Source organism: Pseudomonas sp. TSO6 (genome assembly GCF_056098905.1).
This window is the reverse complement of the sequence record NZ_JBLZWV010000040.1, coordinates 16,014-33,915: the sequence shown is the minus strand read 5'-3', so window position 1 is coordinate 33,915 and position 17,902 is coordinate 16,014. Positions and strand designations below refer to the sequence as shown.

The following is a 17,902-nucleotide window of genomic DNA, read 5'->3' as shown; positions in this document are numbered from 1 at the left end:
TTGAGTTCCATTGTCAGTGGAGCATAGTGAATGCTGATAATGAAATTTCATCAATGGCGTACGTGTGTATCAGCCCTTCGCGCAGAAGCGGGTTTGCCCGCGAAACGGATGACGCGTTGTTCGCAGACAAACCGGGCCATACCGTCAGGTTCAACAGCCTTGCGGCATTTCTCCACGCGCCAGGCGGGCATTGATATCGGCGATGACGCCAGGCAGTTCGGCGATGGTGTCGATCAGGTAATGCGGTCGCGCACCTTCGAACAGGCTGCCAATGCGCCGGCGTTGCTGTTCCAGTTCCGCTTCGGGCAAATCCTTGTATTGCGCGTAGGTCAGCCCGAGAGCGTTGCCCGAGCACGTCAGGGCCACGGTCCACATTCCCGCGCTGCGGCCCTCGAGAATGCCCGGCCAAGTGTCGTCGACCTTGACGCAAGCCGCTACATCGCTGACGCCCAGGGCTATCACGTTGGCCAGTGCCTGCGCCGGGTAGGGGCGACCGTTCGGTACCTCGTCGGTAGCCACCACGTGGTCGGCGCTGTAACCGTTGCTCAAGGCAAGGGCCACCACCTTTTCCATCACCACTGCAGGGTAGCCTGAGCAGGAGCCGATTTTCAGCCCTTGCCGGCGCAACTGGGCGATGACCTCCAGGGCCCCGGGAATCAGCGCCGAATGGTCGGCGATCTTCTCGATCTGCAAGGGCATGAAGCGCTCGTAGATGGCTGTTACATCATCGTCGCTTGGCGTATGGCCGAATGCGGCCTGGTAGCGCGCGGCAATGGCGGGCACATCGCAAAGGGTGCGTATATGGTCCCACTTGCCCATGCCCATGGGCCCGCGGGCTTCCTCCAGGCTGACCTGCACGCCGAACTCGGCAAAGGCCTCGACGAAGATCTGGGTGGGGGCGAACGAGCCGAAATCCACCACGGTGCCGGCCCAGTCAAGAATGGCGGCCTGCAGTTGCTTGGGGTGCTGATAGTGCATGGCAAAGCTCCAGTGGGTAAAAACTCAGGGTGCGCGCGGCCCGCCCGACGCATTGGCAGGCTCGCGCTGGTCAGTGGTGCATCAGTGCGCGTTGAGCGCGTCGAACAGTTCGGCGATGATCGCCCGGTTACGGCGGATGCCCAGGCAGCACAGGAAGTAGCTGATGTGGAACGGGTCTTCGATAAAGGCGACAGAGCGCGTGCCGGGCCGGTCGGCATACTCCACCGCCGAGACAAAGCCCACGCCGATGCCGTGTACCACCGCATGCACAATGGCCTCGCGGCTGTTCAACTGCATCGCGCAATCCAGTGTTACGCCATGCCGGCGGCAGCCTTCCTCCACAAGCTGGCGGGTGCGCGATGCCGCTTCGCGCAGCACCACGCGCTGACCGGCAATGTCCTTCACGCTGACACTCGTCTGCCCGGCCCAGGGATGGTCGTCGCGCACCACCGCCAGAATCGGGCAGGTGCGGTACAGCCGGGTGCTCAGGCGCTGGTCGAACTCCGACAGGGCGAGGATGGCCAGGTCGATGTCGAAGTTGTACAGCCTCTCGAGTGTCCCGGCTTCGCTGCTGAACGAGGTTTCCAGTTCGATCTGCGGGTAGCGCTGCATCAGCTCGTACGTCAGGCTCATGGCGATTGGCGGCGACACCGCGCCGATGCGTAGCATGCCTTGCTTGCGTTGCTGGAAGCTGTGCAGCAGTTGCAACGCTTCGTCCTCCTGGCCGAACAGGCCCTGGGTGATTTCGTAGAGCTGGCGGCCTGCCGGGCTCAGCTCGACAAAGCGCCCGCGGCGGTGGAGCAGTTCCACGCAAAAGCGTTTTTCCAGGCCGCTGACCTGCTCGCTGACAGTCGGCTGGCCGATGCTCAGCAGCTCGGCGGCCTGGGTGAAACTGCCGGTCCGCGCCACGGCATGAAAGGAGCGCAACCACTTGTGGTACTGGTACATGACACCTCTCTGGCAATGGCACGGACGACATGGCAGGCAACCTCAGCGGCGCACGAACAGGGCCACCAGGGCACTGCAGGCGCAGGCTGTGGTGACCACGACGAAGATCAGCGACGTGTTGCCGGTGGTATCGAGCATACGTCCGATCAGCGGCTCCGCCAGCCCGGCGAACAGGTACGAGGCGAAATTCATGATCCCTGTGGCGGTGCCGGCGCGGCGCGCGCCGACCAGGTCCGGGCACAACGCCCAGAAGCTCGATGCAGGGCCATAGACAAAGAAACCGCAGAGGAACAGCGCCAGCAGGCCCACCGCACTGTGTGCCGGCAGGCTCCACATCCACAGGCTGGTGAGCGCGCCCAACACCATGTACAGCATGATTGCCTTGTAGCGCTTGCTACCGAACAGCTTGTCCGACACCCAGCCGTTGCTCAGCGCACCCACGGCCATGCCCACCGGCAAGGCGATGGTGATCCACTTCGGGTCGATGAAACTGTCGCCTTTCTGCCAGTTGGCGCCCAGGAAATGCACCGGCACCCAGACGATCAGCCCGTAGCGCGCAGCGTTCTGGAAGCCCAGCGACACTGCGGCCACCAGCAGGCGCGGGTTTTTCAGAACGGCAAGGTAACGCTGGCGCGAGGTTTCTTCGCCGCCCTGAGTAGCCGCGTTGGCGCTGTCTTCGGCGTTGGCTACGCCGGTGTCGTCCAGCGCGGGGTAGCCCATGTCCTGCGGGCGTTCCCGGGCAACCAGGTAAAAAACGATGCCACCGGCCAGCATCAGCAGCACCGGCAGGCGGAAGATCCAGCGCCACTCCAGGTGCAGTACATCGATCACCACTACCGAGGTGACATACGACAGCACCGAAGCGCAGCCGGCGGCGAACACATAGAAGCCATAGACCTTGCCGCGCTCGGCAGTACCCCACCAGTTTGACAGCAGGCGGCTGCCGGGCGCCCAGCCCAGGGCCTGGAAGTAGCCGTTGACGCCCCACGGCAGGATCAGGCTGAGAAAACCGCCGGCAAAGCTGGTGACCCAGTTGGCGCCGCACGACAACACGGCGCCGATGCTCATGATGCGCCGGCCGCCGAACTTGTCGGCGAGGTTGCCATTGATGGCCTGGCCAATGGCATACATCCACAGCATGGCGGTGGAGGCCCAGCCGAGGGTTTCCTTGCTCAGGCCGAACTCGGCCTGGATCCCGGGGATGGCGAAACCGAAGGTTTGTCGCCCGGTGTAGAAGAACAGGTAGCAGAACATCGCGGCCAGCAGCATGCGCCATTGCGCGAGGCGAAACGGCATTGTGCTGGGCAGCGCGCCAGTCAGGGTTTGTGCACGGTTCATGACGGTTTCCTTTTGTTCTCTGGCGCCGGCCCAAGGGGCACGGCGAGTCGGCACTCTTGAAAGGTGCTACAGGAAAAACGCGGAATGTCAGGCGGCTTGCGCGCCGATGAAATTGCGCCCACGGGCGCCCTGCATGGCGGCGTCGATCATCGCCTGGGCCTCGGCGGCTGTCACGCCGTAGTCTGCGAATTCGGTGCGCACGCCCAGCTGATGGAGAAATGCTCGCAAGCGCTGTTGGGCGGCTGCAAGGTCGCGGCCGAAGGCTTTCTGCAGGATCTGGTCACGCCCGGCATCACGGCCCCAGGCCAGGCCCAGCACCAGCGGCAGGGTGAAGGAGCAGGCGATGCCGTGGGGCAGGCCGTGGCGCAAGGTCATTTCGTAGGAAATGGAGTGGGCCAGGGCAGTCTTGGTGTTGGAAAAGGCCAGCCCGGCCTTCAGTGCAGCCAACGCCATGCGTGCCCGCAGCTCGCGGTTGCCCAGGTCCTGCTGCAGGCGTGGCAGGCAGTCGAGAATGTCGTCGATGGCCGACAGTGCGAAGGTATCGGAGAGCGGATTGGCGTTGTGGTTCCAGATTGATTCCAGCGCGTGGGACAAGGCATCCAGCCCGGTGGATACCGTCACCCCGGCCGGCACGCTGAGCATCAGTTCCGGGTCGATAAGCGCCACGCTGGGCCAGGTACAGCTCAGGTGCAGTGAATACTTCTTCTGCTGGCCAGCGTCCCACAGGGTGGCCCATGGCGTCACCTCGCTGCCGGTGCCTGCCGTGGTCGGCGCGGCCACCAGTGTCTTGCGTCGGGCCGGGGTAAACGGTTTGCCGCTGGCCAGCAGCTCGAGCAGTTCATCGAAATGGCCAGAAGCGGTACCGACGATCAGCGCCTTTGCGGTATCGATGGCGCTGCCACCGCCTAGCGCCAGCACCGTATCGCAGTCGCCGTGCCCTGCCCAGAACGCTTCATGCACACCCCGCAGCCAGGCGACATCGGGGTTGGGTTGCACATTGTCGATCACGCACACCAGTCGCTCGCCCAGCAGGCTGCGTACCCGCGCAACCAGGCCGAGCTGTTCGGCCTCAGGGAAGGTGACCAGGGCGACTTTGCCGGGGCAGTGTTGGGCGATCTGGTCCAGGCTGCCACCGCCGAAAACGGTGGTAACCGGGTTGTGGAAGCAGGCAGGCATGGGCAGTTCCTTATTGTTGTTGGAAGGTGCAGCCATGCTCGTCGGCTGGCGGGTTTCGATCCAATCGATTGATTGCAGGGTGCTATCGGCTGAGCCGATAACGGACACAAAGTGCATGGGCTTGAACTCCAGGCATGGTCTGCCCGTCGCGCGCCCACCGGGCGCACGTGGCAAGGGGTTGGATGGGCGGCAATCAGTGGCGGGCGTTGCCCTGAATGGCGTGCCGCAGGCGGTTGGAGACCAGGTCGGCAAGCACCACCATCACAGTGATCACCAGGATGCAGGTGGCGGTTTCCTGGTACTTGAACAGCTTCAGGCTGCTGACCAGCTCGAAGCCCAGGCCACCGGCACCGACCATGCCCAGCACCGTGGCCGAACGCAGGTTCACCTCGAAGCGGTACAGCACCACGGCGATCCAGGCGGTGATCACCTGCGGCAGCACGCCGAAGGCAATCACCTGCAGTGGCCGGGCACCGGTGGCCCGCAGCGCTTCAATGGGCCCCTGGTCGATTTCCTCGATGGTTTCGGCAAAGAACTTGCCGAGCATGCCCACGCCATGCAGCGCCAGGGCCAGCACGCCAGGGAAGGGCCCCAGCCCTACCGCCGAGACGAACACCAAGGCCAGGATCAGCTCGTTGATGCTGCGGATCACGTTCAGCAGCTGCCGGGTGGCCTGGTATAGCCAGCGGTTGCCATGCAAGTTGCGCGCGGCCAGAAAGCCCAGCGGCACGGCGAGAACGATCCCCAGCAGGGTGCCCCATAGCGCGATTTGCAGGGTTTCCAGGGCCGGGCGCCACAAACTGGGCATTATGCTCAGGTCTGGCGGTAGCGAGCGGCCAAGGAAGTCGCCGATCTGTGGCAGCCCGTTGGCCAGTTCGCCCCAGCTCAGCTGTGCCCCTTCGGCGCTCCACTGCAGTACCAGGACGATCGCCAGCAACAGCGCGCCAGTGCCCAGCCAGCTGCGGGCGCGAGTGGGTGTTTTGACCAGCCATTGGTGGCTCTGCGGGGTCATGCCGAGGCTCCTGTGCCAGTGGCCAGCATTGGCCGTGGTGCAGCCATTGCCTGCCCAGGCTCATTGGCAGATGGGTTGTGATAGATGCGCTGCAGCGCGGCTTCGTCGAGTTGACCGGGTTGGCCGTCGAACACCAGGCGCCCGTTGGCCAGGCCGACGATGCGGTCGGCGAATGCCCGCGCCAGTTCCACCTGGTGCAGGTTGCACACCACGGTGATGCCGAGGGTGCGGCTGGCTTCGCGCAGGTACTGCATGACCACATGCGCGGTGTTCGGGTCGAGGCTGGCCACCGGTTCGTCGGCCAGGATCACCTGTGGTCGCTGGGCCAGCGCACGGGCGATACCCACCCGCTGCATCTGCCCGCCAGACAGCGCATCGGTGCGCGACCCGGCCTTGTGCTCCAGCTCGACCCGGCGCAGGCAGTCACGGGCCAGTGTCACGTCGTCGCGGCGGAACAGCTGTAGCAGCGAGGCGAGCGTGCTGCAGTGGCCGAGACGGCCGGTCAGCACGTTCTTAAGCACCGACAGCCGCGGTACCACGTTGTGATGCTGGAAGATCATCGCGACCTGCCGGCGCAGTGCGCGTTGGTCGGCTGCACGCATGGCGTTAACCCCGGCCACCTGCAGCTCGCCGGTATCGGCCTGGGCCAGCCGGTTCATGCAGCGCAGCAGGGTCGATTTGCCGGCGCCGGACTGGCCGAGGATCACCACGAATTCACCGGCCTGAACATCCAGGTCGATGCCGCGCAGTACCGGGTTGTCGGCGTAGCCCTTGGTCAGTTGGCGGATACGGATCATTTCAGGCTCCGCAGGTCGAGGTCGAGCACTTTGGCGGTGTCACGAACCACGTTGTAGGCCGCGTCAGTGGTCGGCTGGAAGCCATTGAGCATGCCCTGATCGCCCCATGGCACGTCCTTGATCCCGGCAAACGCAGTGCGCAGCCTGGCCTGCAGTTCGGGGTCAAGGTTGTTGCGCCAGACCATTGGTGATTCGGGAATATCCGGGGAGGTCCACACCACCTGGAAGTCCTGCTGCTGAACCTGTCCGTTGTTCACAGCCCCGGCCAGGATACGGTCGGCCACGGCCGCTGCATCAACCTTGCGGTTTGCCACGGCAAGAATGCTGGCATCGTGCGAGCCGGAGAAGATCACCCGTGAGAACAGGGTTTTCGGGTCATGGCCTGCGTGCTCCAGGCCGGCCTTGGGGAACAGATGGCCAGAGGCCGAGCTGGGGTCGACGAAGGCGAAGGTGTGGCCCTTGAGGTCGTCGAGCGTACGAATGCCGCTATCCCGGCGGGCGATGATCAGGCTGTGGTAGGCGCTGCTGGCGGTCTTTTTGGTCACCGCCACGGCAAAGGCTTCGGCACCGGCGATCTGGTTGGCCAGTACGTAGGAAAACGGGCCGAGATAGGCCACGTCCAGCTTGCCGGCGCGCAGGGCTTCGATCACCCCGTTGTAGTCAGTCGCGACGAATGGCTTGACCGGCATGCCCAGGCGCGCTTGCAACTGGTCGAGCACCTGCTGGCTGCTCTTGATCATGGCCTGGGAGTCTTCCGACGGGATCAGGCCGACAGTAAGCACCTGCTGTGCCTGCACGGCGGGGGCGAGCAGCAGTGGCAGCAGGGCGAGGCGGGCACAGCGCAACAGTTTCGGGAGGGGTGTCATGGCAATACCGGAGTGGTTGTTGTCGGTAGCGCCAAAGCTAGGGCTGTCATGTGACAGTCACAGCATCAATTCAATATGCGTTTGGCCAGCCAACCATTCAAAGGATCTATGGATGTCTACCGCTCGCCTGCGCACCTTCCTTGCCGTGGCCCGGCACGCCAGCTTCAGCGCCGGGGCCAGGGCCATCGGCCTCAGCCAGCCGACCGCGACCAACCAGATCCAGGGGCTGGAACGCGAATTCAACGTCGAGCTGTTTCACCGCCGCGGTCGGCGCATCGAGCTGACCGCCGTTGGCCGCGCCTTGCTGCCCATTGCCCAGCAGATGTCGATGCTCGAAGCCGAGGCGACCAGCCTGCTGCGCGACAGTGGCCAGCTTAACCGGGGTGAGCTGAAGATCGGTGCAGTGGGACCGTTTCATGTGATCGAGATGGTCGACCGGTATCGGCAGGCGTACCCACAGATCGATGTGTCCATCCGCGTGGGCAACTCGGCGTCAGTGCTGGCCGATCTGCAGGGCTATGTGACAGACATCGGTGTGTTGGCGGGGCTGCACCATGACCCGGCGTTTGTCGCACAACGTTATGCCAGGCACCCGGTGATCCTGTTCGCCCGCGCCGATCACCCTTTCGCCCGCCACGATCAGGTGCCGCTGCAAGCCCTGCAGGGGCAGCCGTTGCTGCGCCGTGAGCAGGGTTCGACTACACGGCTGGCGCTGGACAATGCGCTGGAAGCGGCGCAGGTGACACCGCGCATCGCCATGGAAATCGGCAGCCGCGAGGCGCTGCGCGAGGCTGTCATCCGTGGCATCGGCATTGGCGCGGTGTCCGAGGCGGAATACATTGGCGATCCGCGCTTGAAGGTGATCCGCATCGCGCAGGACCCGGTGTACACAGAGACTTACCTGTATTGCCTGGCTGATCGGCAGAGCAGCCAGGTAATTGCGTCGTTTCAGCGTTGCCTGCAAGCCTGGCACGGCTAAGCTGCACCGTGCCTGCTCAACATGCGCCGTATCACACCGCCTCGCGGCTGTTCACGCCATCGAGCAACCGCGCAATCCCAAGCGGGTTCGTGTTTTTCAACGCATCCGGCAGCAGTGCATCAGGGTAGTTCTGGAAGCACACCGGGCGCAGGAAGCGGTCGATGGCCAAGGTACCGACCGAGGTGCCGCGTGCGTCGGAGGTGGCCGGGTAAGGCCCGCCATGCACCATTGCATCGGAAACCTCCACACCGGTCGGGTAGCCGTTGAGCAGCAGGCGCCCGGCCTTGCGCTCCAGCAACGGCACCAGGGAGGCGAAGGCGCGCAGGTCATCAGGCTCGGCAATCAGCGTGGCGGTCAGTTGCCCTTGCAGGTGGCGCAGCGCTTCAGCCAGTTGCTCGGCGTCGGCCACCTCCACCACTACGGTGGTCGGGCCGAATACTTCTTCCTGCAGCAGCGGGTCGCCGTTCAGCAGCAGGCTTACGTCTGCCTTGAACAGCTGTGGCTGGGCCTGGTTGCCCGTGTGTGGCTGGCCGGCCAGGTGCTGGATACCCGGGTGCGCCAGCAGGTGCTGCACACCGTTCTGGTAGCTGCGCAGGGTGCCGGCGTTCAGCATGGTCTGCGGGCCCTGGTCGGCCATGCGTGCCACCAGCGTTTGCACGAAATGCTCGAATTGCGGCGACTGGATGCCCACCACCAGGCCAGGGTTGGTGCAGAACTGGCCGCAACCCATCACCACCGAGGCAGCCAGTTCGCCGGCTACCTGCTCGCCACGGGCTTGCAGCGCCTGGGGCAGGACGATCACCGGGTTGATGCTGCTCATTTCGGCAAATACGGGGATTGGCTGCGGGCGTGCTGCCGCCATGTCGCACAGGGCGCGGCCACCGCGCAGCGAGCCGGTAAAACCGACCGCCTGGATGGCCGGGTGCTTGACCAGCGCCTCGCCCACGCCGGCACCGTAGATCAGGTTGAAGACGCCTGCGGGCATGCCGCTGCTGGCCACCGCGCGGTCAATGGCGCCAGCCACATGGGCGGCAGTGAGCATGTGCCCGCTGTGCGCCTTGAACACCACCGGGCAGCCAGCGGCCAGCGCCGAGGCGGTGTCCCCGCCAGCAGTGGAGAAGGCCAGCGGGAAGTTGCTGGCACCGAACACGGCCACCGGGCCCACGCCGATGCGGTACTGGCGCAGGTCCGGGCGCGGCAGCGGCGTACGCTGGGGCAGGGCACGGTCGATGCGTGCGGCGTAGAAATCGCCACGGCGTACCACCTCGGCAAACAGGCGCAGCTGGTTGCTGGTACGGCTGCGTTCGCCACGGATGCGGGCTTCGGGCAGTGCGGTTTCGCGCATCACATGCTGGATGAAGTCGTCACCCAGTGCGTCCAGCTCGTTGGCAATGGCGTCGAGGAAAGCGGCACGCTGGGCCGGGCTGGTGCTGCGGTAGGCGGGGTAGGCGGCATCGGCGGCCTGCACGGCAGCCTCTACTTCGTCGCCGGTCGCTTGGTGGAAGGCGTAAGGCAGCGGCTCGCCGGTGTGGGCGTCGACGCTGTTCAGCAGCACGTCACCGTTGCCGCTGAGTTGGCCGGCGATATGGTTCAGGCGATGTTCGATGGACATTTCGTTTCCCGTTGGCAATGACAGTCGTTGCGCTGAGACTGTAGGGGGCGAACGGGGGGCTGAATAATGATTAATGCGGATCGGGTGATAACGACCAGTTATCACCCAGCGTGTAGCGTCACTCCGCCATCTGCAATTCCGGCAGCTTCACCCGAAACGCGCGCGTCAGCCCCATCAGCACTACCAGGCCCATGCCCATCCAGCACAGGCCGATGGTGAACGACAGGCTGGTCAGGCTGCTCCACAGCCACAGCGTGCTGAGAAAGCCCAGGCCGGGGATGGCGCCGTACAGCAGGTAGTTGCGGCCACCGCGCAGTTTCTGGTCTACAAGATAGTGCTTGACCACCGCCAGGTTCACCGCCGAAAAGGCGAACAGCGCACCGAAGCTGATCATGTTGGCCACGGTGTCGAGGGTGATCACCAGGGCGATCAGCGACAGCAGACTGACCACCAGGATGGCAGTGGCTGGCACGCGTTTTTTCGTCACCAGTTGGCCGAACGCCCGCGGTAACGCGCCGTCGCGGCCCATGGCGAACAGCACGCGCGACACGCTAGCCTGGGACACCATGGCCGAGGCGAAGCAGCCGGCCACGTAGGTGGCAGTGAAGGCCGTTACCAGCAGTTCGCCGCCGACACGGCGCATCACATCCACCGAGGCCGAATCCGGGTCGACGAAGCTGCCCCAGTCGGGGAACACCATCTGCGCGCAGTACGACACCACCAGAAACAGCAAACCGCCGATCAGCGAAACCGCCAGGATCGCCACCGGAATGCGGTAGGTCGGGTTGGTCGTTTCTTCGGCCATGGTCGAGACGGCATCAAACCCCAGGAAGGACAGGCACAGCACAGCGGCGCCGGTCATGATCAGCGGCACGCTGAAGCCTTCGTGGTGGAAGGGCGCCAGCAGCGACACCGGCTCCGCCTGGCCGCTGAGCTTGAGCACGGACAGGGCGACGAAGACGATGATGAACACCAGCTGCACCACCACCAGAATCCAGTTGACCCGGGTGATGGACTCGATGCCGATCAGGTTGAGGAAGGTGACCAGGGCAATGGAGCCTGCCACCCACACCCAGGCGTGGATGGCAGGGAAGTATTCCGACATGTAGATGCCGATCAGCAGGTAGCTGAGCAGCGGCAGGAAGATGTAGTCGAGCAGCAGTGTCCAGCCGGTAATAAAGCCGATGTGGCTGCCGAAGGCCTTGCGCGTATAGGTGTAGACCGAGCCGGAGTAGGGGTGGGCCTGGACCATGCGGCCGTAGCTGTAGGCAGTCAGCAGCATGGCGGCGAGGGTGAGCAGGTAGGCGGTGGGCAGGTGCCCTTTGGTCATCTGGGTGACCAGCCCGTAGGTGGTGAATACGGCCAGGGGCACCATGTAGGCCAGGCCGAACAGGACCAGGGCAGTCAGCCCCATGGACTTGCGGAAGCGGCCGGTGTTGGCGCTGGGGTGCGCGGCGGTGTCATGTGAGGGGCTATGGGCTGTACTTGTTGTTGTATGCATTGCTAACTCCTGGAAGGGGATGCAAGACACCGCGGTACGCGAGCAGGCTCGTTACCGGTGGGTGAAGTGCAAGGAGGTCGAGCGGAAGGCTCGCAGCGCTGGGGCGGGTTGATGCTCCCACACCCTGCAGGTACCCGGAATCACCCTTTGGGGTGAGCGGGTACAGCCTTGCCCGGCTCACCCCAAAGGGTGATTTCGGCGTCTGCGGTGGCGTGGGAGTATCTGGTCAACAACGCACCGCACTGGCGGCGGTGCCACTGAATAGAAACGGCAGGCCCACAGTGACTAATCAATTGCTTTCAGAACAGTGGTTCGAGCACCTGGCCAAGGTCACCGAGGCAATCGGCCGACCGGGCTTTGCCGCCAACCTGTTTGCCGCACTTGGCGTTATCCGGCCGATCCAGGCGACCACGGTGTACCTGTACCCGCACGACGGCATGCCTTGTGCGTTGTTCGAGCAGGACGACAAGGCGCCCTGGCAGCCTGAGGGCAATGTCAGCCGCTACTTGTCCGGCTTCTACCTGCTCGACCCGTTCTACGGTGCCTGTGTGGAGCAGGTAGCGTCGGGGTGCTATGGGTTGTTCGAAGTGGCACCCGACCATTTCGAGGTCAGCGAGTACTACCAGTCGTTCTACCGGCACTCGCACCTGGAGGATGAGCTCAACTACATCCTGCAGGTTGCGCCGGGGCAGAGCCTGGCGGTGTCGCTGGCGTTCACCGACAAGCTGGATGCACACACCCGCGAGCTGTACGGGCGCATCACGCCTTGGGTGCTGGCGGTGCTGAGCAAGCACTTCGCCGGGCTGGACAGCCGCGCCGCGCGCTTCGAGAACATCCTCGAACAACGCATCCACGCCGCGCTGAACAACTTCGGCAGCTCGCTGCTGACCGAGCGTGAATGCCGTATCGCCCAGTTGATCCTGCGTGGCCACTCGACCAAGTCGCTGGCCGAGCGCCTGGGCGTGTCGGAAGACACCATCAAGTCGCACCGCAAGAACGTCTACGCCAAGCTCGACATCGGCACCCAGTCCGAGCTGTTTTCCCTGTTCATCGACGCGCTGGCCAATGCCCAGGGCGTGCTGGGCAAGGACCCGCTGGAAAGCTACATGGGCAAGCTGCGCTGAGCGCCAGCCACCCTGCAACCCCACCGCAAAGGAAAACCAACAATGAATGCGCCTTTCGCCCCGCAACGCCAGACCCGCGACTACCAGGCAGCCGATGCCGCGCACCATATCCATGCCTTCCTCGACCAGAAGGCGCTGAATGCCGAAGGGCCGCGGGTGATCGTCGGTGGCGAACGCCTGCACCTGTGGGACAGCGAGGGCAAGCGCTACCTGGATGGCATGTCTGGCCTGTGGTGCACCCAGCTCGGCTACGGGCGCCGCGACCTGACTGTCGCTGCCGCCACGCAGATGGACCAGCTGGCCTACTACAACATGTTTTTCCACACCACCCACCCGGCGGTGATCGAACTGTCCGAGCTGCTGTTCAGCCTGCTGCCCGGCCACTACAGCCACGCGATCTACACCAACTCCGGCTCTGAAGCCAACGAAGTGCTGATCCGTACCGTACGCCGCTATTGGCAAGTGGTCGGCCAGCCGAACAAGAAGGTCATGATTGGCCGCTGGAACGGTTACCACGGCTCGACCCTGGCGGCCACGGCGCTGGGCGGCATGAAGTTCATGCACGAAATGGGCGGGCTGATCCCGGATGTTGCGCACATCGATGAGCCGTACTGGTACGCTGAGGGGGGCGAGCTGACGCCGGCCGAGTTCGGCCGCCGCTGCGCCTTGCAGCTGGAGGAAAAGATCCTGGAACTGGGCGCCGAGAACGTTGCCGGCTTTATCGCCGAGCCGTTCCAGGGCGCAGGCGGCATGATCTTCCCGCCGGAAAGCTACTGGCCGGAAATCCAGCGCATCTGCCGCCAGTACGACGTGCTGTTGTGCGCCGATGAGGTGATTGGTGGCTTTGGCCGCACCGGCGAGTGGTTTGCCCATGAATACTTCGGCTTCGAGCCCGACACCCTGTCGATTGCCAAGGGCCTGACCAGCGGCTACGTGCCCATGGGTGGCCTGGTGCTGAGCAAGCGCATTGCCGAGGCGCTGGTGGAACGTGGCGGGGTGTTTGCCCACGGCCTGACCTATTCCGGCCACCCGGTGGCGGCGGCGGTGGCCATCGCCAACCTGAAGGCGCTGCGCGACGAAGGCATCGTGACCCAGGTTAAGGATGACACCGGACCGTACCTGCAATGCATCCTGCGCGAGGTGTTCGCCGACCACCCGTTGATCGGCCAGGTGCAGGGCGCCGGGTTGGTGGCAGCGTTGCAGTTCGCCGAGCACAAGCCGACGCGCAAACGCTTTGCCAACGAGAACGACCTGGCCTGGCAATGCCGCACCTTTGGTTTCGAGGAAGGCGTGATCATTCGCTCGACCCTGGGCCGGATGATCATGGCACCGGCCTTGATCGCCAACCACAGCGAGCTGGATGAGCTGGTGGAGAAAACCCGCATTGCCGTGGACCGCACCGCGCGGCTGGTCGGCAAGCTCTAACCACCTCCAAGCCCACCGCCCACCCCTGTGGGAGCGGGTTCACCCGCGAAGAATGCGACGCGGTGCATGGCACAGGCTTTGCCGGTGTTCGCGGCGGTCCGACGCCTCGGTGAACCCGCTCCTACAGGGCTCTACGGCACTGCACTTACGAGCAACAGAGACCGCGATGGCGGTCGCCTGGAGTACAAATGTACACCCTCGAATTCTGGCAACAACGCGCCTCGGACCTGTACCTGCCATCCCAGGCGCTGATCAACGGCAAACCCGTCAACGCACAGGATGGCGCCACGTTCGCCGCCATCAACCCCGCCACCAACAGCGTACTGGCCCAGGTCGCTGCCTGCGGCCAGGCCGAGGTCGACCTTGCCGTGGCCAGCGCACGTCGGGCCTTCGAACAAGGCCCTTGGGCGCGCATGGCCCCAGGCGAGCGCAAGAGAGTGCTGCTGCGCCTGGCCGAGCTGATCATGGCCCATCGCGAGGAGCTGGCCCTGCTGGACTCGCTGAACATGGGCAAGCCGGTGATGGACGCCTACAACATCGACGTGCCGGGCTCTGCCCATGTGTTCGCCTGGTACGGCGAGGCGCTGGACAAGCTGTACGACCAGGTGGCGCCCACTGCGCCCAATGCACTGGCCACCATCACCCGTGAAGCCCTTGGCGTGGTCGCTGCCGTGGTGCCATGGAACTTCCCGCTCGACATGGCCGCCTGGAAGCTCGCCCCGGCGCTGGCTGCCGGTAACAGCGTGGTGCTCAAACCTGCCGAACAGTCACCGTTCTCGGCCCTGCGCCTGGCCCAGCTGGCGCTGGAAGCCGGTGTGCCGGAAGGCGTGCTGAACGTGGTGCCTGGCTTGGGCGAGCAGGCTGGGCAGGCGCTGGGCCTGCACCCGGATGTGGATTGCCTGGTGTTCACCGGCTCCACCCAGGTGGGCAAGTACTTCATGCAGTACTCGGCGCAGTCCAACCTCAAGCAGGTGTGGCTGGAGTGTGGCGGCAAGAGCCCCAACCTGGTGTTCGAAAACTGCCAGGACCTGGACCTGGCGGCGGAAAAGGCCGCATTCGGTATTTTCTTCAACCAGGGCGAGGTGTGTTCGGCCAACTCGCGGCTGTACGTGCAGCGCTCCATCCATGACGAATTTGTCGAGCGCCTGCAAGCCAAAGCCCGCCAGTGGTTGCCGGGCAACCCGCTGGACCCGGCGAGCCGTGCTGGTGCCATTGTCGATGCCGAACAAACCGGCCGCATCGAAGCCGCCATTGTGCGCGCCGGGCAAGAGGGCGCACGGTTGGTGTGTGGCGGTCGGCGCCTGACCATCGAAGGGTCGGACAACTACATCGAGCCGACCATTTTTGCCGGTGTCCATGGCCGCATGAGCCTGGCGCGGGAGGAAGTGTTCGGGCCGGTGCTGGCAATCAGCGCCTTCGACACGGAAGAAGAAGCGGTGCGCCTGGCCAACGACAGTATCTATGGCCTGGCGGCCTCGGTGTGGAGCGATGACTTCAACCAGGTGCACCGGGTAGCGCGGGCGTTGAAGGCCGGTACTGTGTCGGTGAACACGGTCGATGCGCTGGATGTGACGGTGCCGTTCGGCGGTGGCAAGCAGTCGGGGTTCGGGCGCGACCTGTCGTTGCATTCGTTCGATAAGTATTCGCAGCTCAAGACCACCTGGTACCAGCTGCGCGGCTGATATCACCACCCATTACCGCGTCACATTCTTCGCGGGTAAACCCGCTCCCACAGGTATCGCACTGCACCTGAGGCCGGTGCAGTACCTGTGGGAGCGGGTTCACCCGCGAAGAGGCCCCCACAGGCACCGCACAATTGTCGGTTAGAAGTCCACGCTAGCCGACAGCTGATAGGTCCGCGGCGCCCCCAACCCCAGGGTCTGGGTCAGTGGCACACCCCAGTAGTCCTTGTCCCCCAGGTTGGCGATGTTCGCTCGCAAGGTGACCGGCTTGTTGGCGACCAAGGTCACAAAGCGGGCGCCAACGTCGAAGATCGTGTAACCCGGAATCGACAGGCTGTTCTCGGCATTGATGTATTGCTTGGACTGTGAGGTCACGTTGCCGGTCAGGGTCAGCCCATCCAGGCCGGGGATGTCCCACTCCATGCCCAGCTTGCCCTGCACCTTGGGGTAGGCCGTGGCGGTTTTGCCATTGTTGGAACCGCCTGCGGTCTTGGTCAGCTTGGGGTCGACATACGCCACGCCCCCCATCAGGCGTACGTCGGGCAGAGGGGCACCGAAGAAGCTCCATTCCACGCCCCGGTTACGCTGCTCGCCACCGAACGAAAAGATGTTGGTGACCGGGTCGGTGTAGCTGCCCGGGCGCTTGATTTCATACAGCGCCAAGGTGTGGCTGAACGTGCCCAGGTCGAGCTTGAGGCCGATTTCCTTCTGTTTTGATTTGTACGGCGCGAACACGTCGCCATAGTTGGCAGCGGTAATCGGTGCGGCCGCGCCTTTGCTCAGGCCTTCGATATAGTTGGCGTACAGCGACAGCTCATCGGTCAGCTTGAACAGGATGGCCCCGGCGGGGGTGGTGGCGTGGGTGTCATAGCCTGGTTTGTTGCGCGCACCGGTATTGGTGTTGTAAGTGTCGGTGACCACTTCCTGGCGACGTACGCCGAGGGTCAGTTGCACGCGGTCGTCCAGCACTGACAGGGTGTCGGCGATGCCATAACTTTTCAGGTCGTTTTCCGTGTGGGCAATCAGTGGCCAGGCCTCTGACACTTTCGGGCCCCAGACCGGGTTGTAGATATTGGTCGTCCAGTTCGAGCCGGCGGCGCGGCGGCCGAAGTCCTTTTGCTTGTCGCTGTACTGGGTGGCGTTGACCGACCATTGGTGGCCGATGCCGAAGGTGTCGAAATGGCCACGCAGCCCGACCTCGGCAGAGGTCTTGTGGATCTCCATCTGCAACTGGCCCATCGCGGTGGTGAAATCACCGGCGCTGTTGTTCACCGTGGCTGTGAGTGCGCCGCTGTAGCGATAGTCCGTCTTGCTGGTGCCGACCGCGCCATAGGCCAGCAACTGCTCGTTCAGCTCGTACTCGCCGCGCAGGATGACGCCTTTGTCCTTGGTTTCCACATAGGCCCAGTCGGGGTTGAGCAGCGTGTCATTTTTTGGCGGTTTGGGCACTGGTACGCCAGCGGCCAGGCCCATGCCGCGGTTCTGGCCGCTGATGTGGTCGTCGGAATCGAACAGGTCGAGCGACAGCTTGCCACGTTCGCCACGCCAGTCCAGGGCCAGAGAAGACAGCACGTTGCGCTGGCGTTGATCGTCGATGGCAGTGTCGCCGTCGCGGTACATGCCGTTGAATCGCACGCCAAACTGGTTGCCCTCACCGAAGCGCCGGCCAACGTCGACATGGCCGCCAAGCTGGGCATCGGAAGCGTAGGTGGCGGTCAGCCGGGTCAGCGGCGTGTCGCCAGCGCGCTTTGGAATCAGGTTGACGACACCGCCCACCGAGCCGCCGGGCGGCATGCCGTTAAGCAGCGCTGACGGGCCTTTGAGTACTTCGATGCGTTCGTACATTTCGGGTGAGGCGCGGTAGTAGGGGGCCATGCCGAACAGGCCATCGACAGTCATGTCACTGACGCTGGTCTGGAAGCCGCGGATCGAGTAGTTCTCGCTGTAGGTGCCGGTCAGGCCGTTGCTGAACACCGACGGGTCGGTGGCGGCGATGACGTCGGTGATGTCCCGGGCTTGCAGATCCTGAATGTAGGTGTCGGTGTAGCTGACGGTGCTGAACGGCGTTTCCATGAAGTCTTTGTTGCCCAGCAGGCCTACGCGCCCGCCGGTTGCCACCTGGCCGCCGGCATACACCGGTGGCAATGGATCGACAGCGCTGGCCTGGGCGTCGATCAGGGTGGCAGGCAATTCCGGGGCGGCGGGTTTTTCTTCAGCGGCCTCGTGGGGGCGGGGGTTGGCTGCGTCGGCGTGTGCGGCGGTTGGCGCCAGTGTGCAGCTACCAAGGGCCAGGCCAATGAATACGGCATGTGCCAGCGGGGTTCGCGGCAGCGCAGGCAATGCCAGGGTAGGGGACGAGAGTGTGTGCAAGGTACGGATGGACACGCGATGGCTCCAGAGGGACAGATGGCGGGTTGTGTTTTTGCATTTAAAAAGCGAAGACGTAAGGCAAATGAGAATCACG

At 64.2% G+C, this 17,902-nt stretch carries 14 protein-coding genes; 4 read left to right on the top strand and 10 right to left on the bottom strand.

The window, feature by feature from the left end; translation table 11 throughout:
- Positions 1–150: 150 nt before the first annotated feature.
- The 7 genes from phnX to phnD form a co-directional block, all read right to left on the bottom strand.
- Positions 151–978, bottom strand: a complete 828-nt coding sequence (gene phnX / locus ACN6NG_RS18320) for a phosphonoacetaldehyde hydrolase (RefSeq protein ID WP_474315374.1) — start codon at positions 976–978, stop codon at positions 151–153.
- 81 nt (positions 979–1,059) lie between these two features.
- Positions 1,060–1,926 (bottom strand): LysR substrate-binding domain-containing protein, encoded by an 867-nt coding sequence (locus ACN6NG_RS18315; protein WP_474315371.1) that lies wholly within the window; start codon positions 1,924–1,926, stop codon positions 1,060–1,062.
- A gap of 42 nt (positions 1,927–1,968) precedes the next feature.
- Positions 1,969–3,264 (bottom strand): MFS transporter, encoded by a 1,296-nt coding sequence (locus ACN6NG_RS18310; RefSeq protein WP_474315368.1) that lies wholly within the window; start codon positions 3,262–3,264, stop codon positions 1,969–1,971.
- Between the two features lie 87 nt (positions 3,265–3,351).
- Positions 3,352–4,440, bottom strand: a complete 1,089-nt coding sequence (psrA, locus tag ACN6NG_RS18305) for an iron-containing alcohol dehydrogenase PsrA (RefSeq protein WP_197897981.1) — start codon at positions 4,438–4,440, stop codon at positions 3,352–3,354.
- Between the two features lie 193 nt (positions 4,441–4,633).
- Entirely contained in the window at positions 4,634–5,452 is an 819-nt protein-coding gene (gene phnE, locus ACN6NG_RS18300; protein WP_063422936.1) for a phosphonate ABC transporter, permease protein PhnE, read from the bottom strand.
- Positions 5,449–6,249, bottom strand: coding sequence for a phosphonate ABC transporter ATP-binding protein (gene phnC, locus ACN6NG_RS18295; protein WP_063422937.1), 801 nt, complete (start codon positions 6,247–6,249; stop codon positions 5,449–5,451). Before phnC ends, phnE begins: the two co-directional genes overlap by 4 nt.
- Positions 6,246–7,115: a phosphonate ABC transporter substrate-binding protein gene (gene phnD, locus ACN6NG_RS18290; RefSeq protein ID WP_197897978.1), complete on the bottom strand. Its 870-nt coding sequence runs from the start codon at positions 7,113–7,115 to the stop codon at positions 6,246–6,248. The genes phnC and phnD overlap by 4 nt, the downstream gene beginning before the upstream one ends.
- A gap of 112 nt (positions 7,116–7,227) precedes the next feature.
- Here phnD and ACN6NG_RS18285 point away from each other — a divergent pair, with 112 nt between their 5' ends.
- Positions 7,228–8,094 carry a LysR substrate-binding domain-containing protein gene (locus ACN6NG_RS18285; RefSeq protein ID WP_063422939.1) on the top strand — a complete coding sequence of 289 codons (867 nt, stop codon included), beginning with the start codon at positions 7,228–7,230 and terminating at the stop codon, positions 8,092–8,094.
- Between the two features lie 31 nt (positions 8,095–8,125).
- Here ACN6NG_RS18285 and ACN6NG_RS18280 read toward each other — a convergent pair whose 3' ends face one another.
- Complete coding sequence (locus ACN6NG_RS18280; RefSeq protein ID WP_474315365.1) at positions 8,126–9,706, bottom strand: aldehyde dehydrogenase (NADP(+)); 1,581 nt, start codon at positions 9,704–9,706, stop codon at positions 8,126–8,128.
- A 118-nt stretch (positions 9,707–9,824) separates the two neighbouring features.
- Positions 9,825–11,207, bottom strand: coding sequence for an APC family permease (locus tag ACN6NG_RS18275; RefSeq protein ID WP_353455186.1), 1,383 nt, complete (start codon positions 11,205–11,207; stop codon positions 9,825–9,827).
- Between the two features lie 281 nt (positions 11,208–11,488).
- Here ACN6NG_RS18275 and ACN6NG_RS18270 point away from each other — a divergent pair, with 281 nt between their 5' ends.
- From ACN6NG_RS18270 to ACN6NG_RS18260, 3 genes are all read left to right on the top strand, one after another.
- Positions 11,489–12,331 (top strand): helix-turn-helix transcriptional regulator, encoded by an 843-nt coding sequence (locus ACN6NG_RS18270; RefSeq protein WP_049274798.1) that lies wholly within the window; start codon positions 11,489–11,491, stop codon positions 12,329–12,331.
- A 42-nt stretch (positions 12,332–12,373) separates the two neighbouring features.
- Entirely contained in the window at positions 12,374–13,756 is a 1,383-nt protein-coding gene (locus ACN6NG_RS18265; protein WP_474315362.1) for an aspartate aminotransferase family protein, read from the top strand.
- A 188-nt stretch (positions 13,757–13,944) separates the two neighbouring features.
- Complete coding sequence (locus ACN6NG_RS18260; RefSeq protein WP_353455189.1) at positions 13,945–15,438, top strand: aldehyde dehydrogenase; 1,494 nt, start codon at positions 13,945–13,947, stop codon at positions 15,436–15,438.
- 141 nt (positions 15,439–15,579) lie between these two features.
- Here ACN6NG_RS18260 and ACN6NG_RS18255 read toward each other — a convergent pair whose 3' ends face one another.
- Entirely contained in the window at positions 15,580–17,823 is a 2,244-nt protein-coding gene (locus ACN6NG_RS18255; RefSeq protein WP_474315359.1) for a TonB-dependent receptor, read from the bottom strand.
- Between the last annotated feature and the right edge of the window lie 79 nt (positions 17,824–17,902).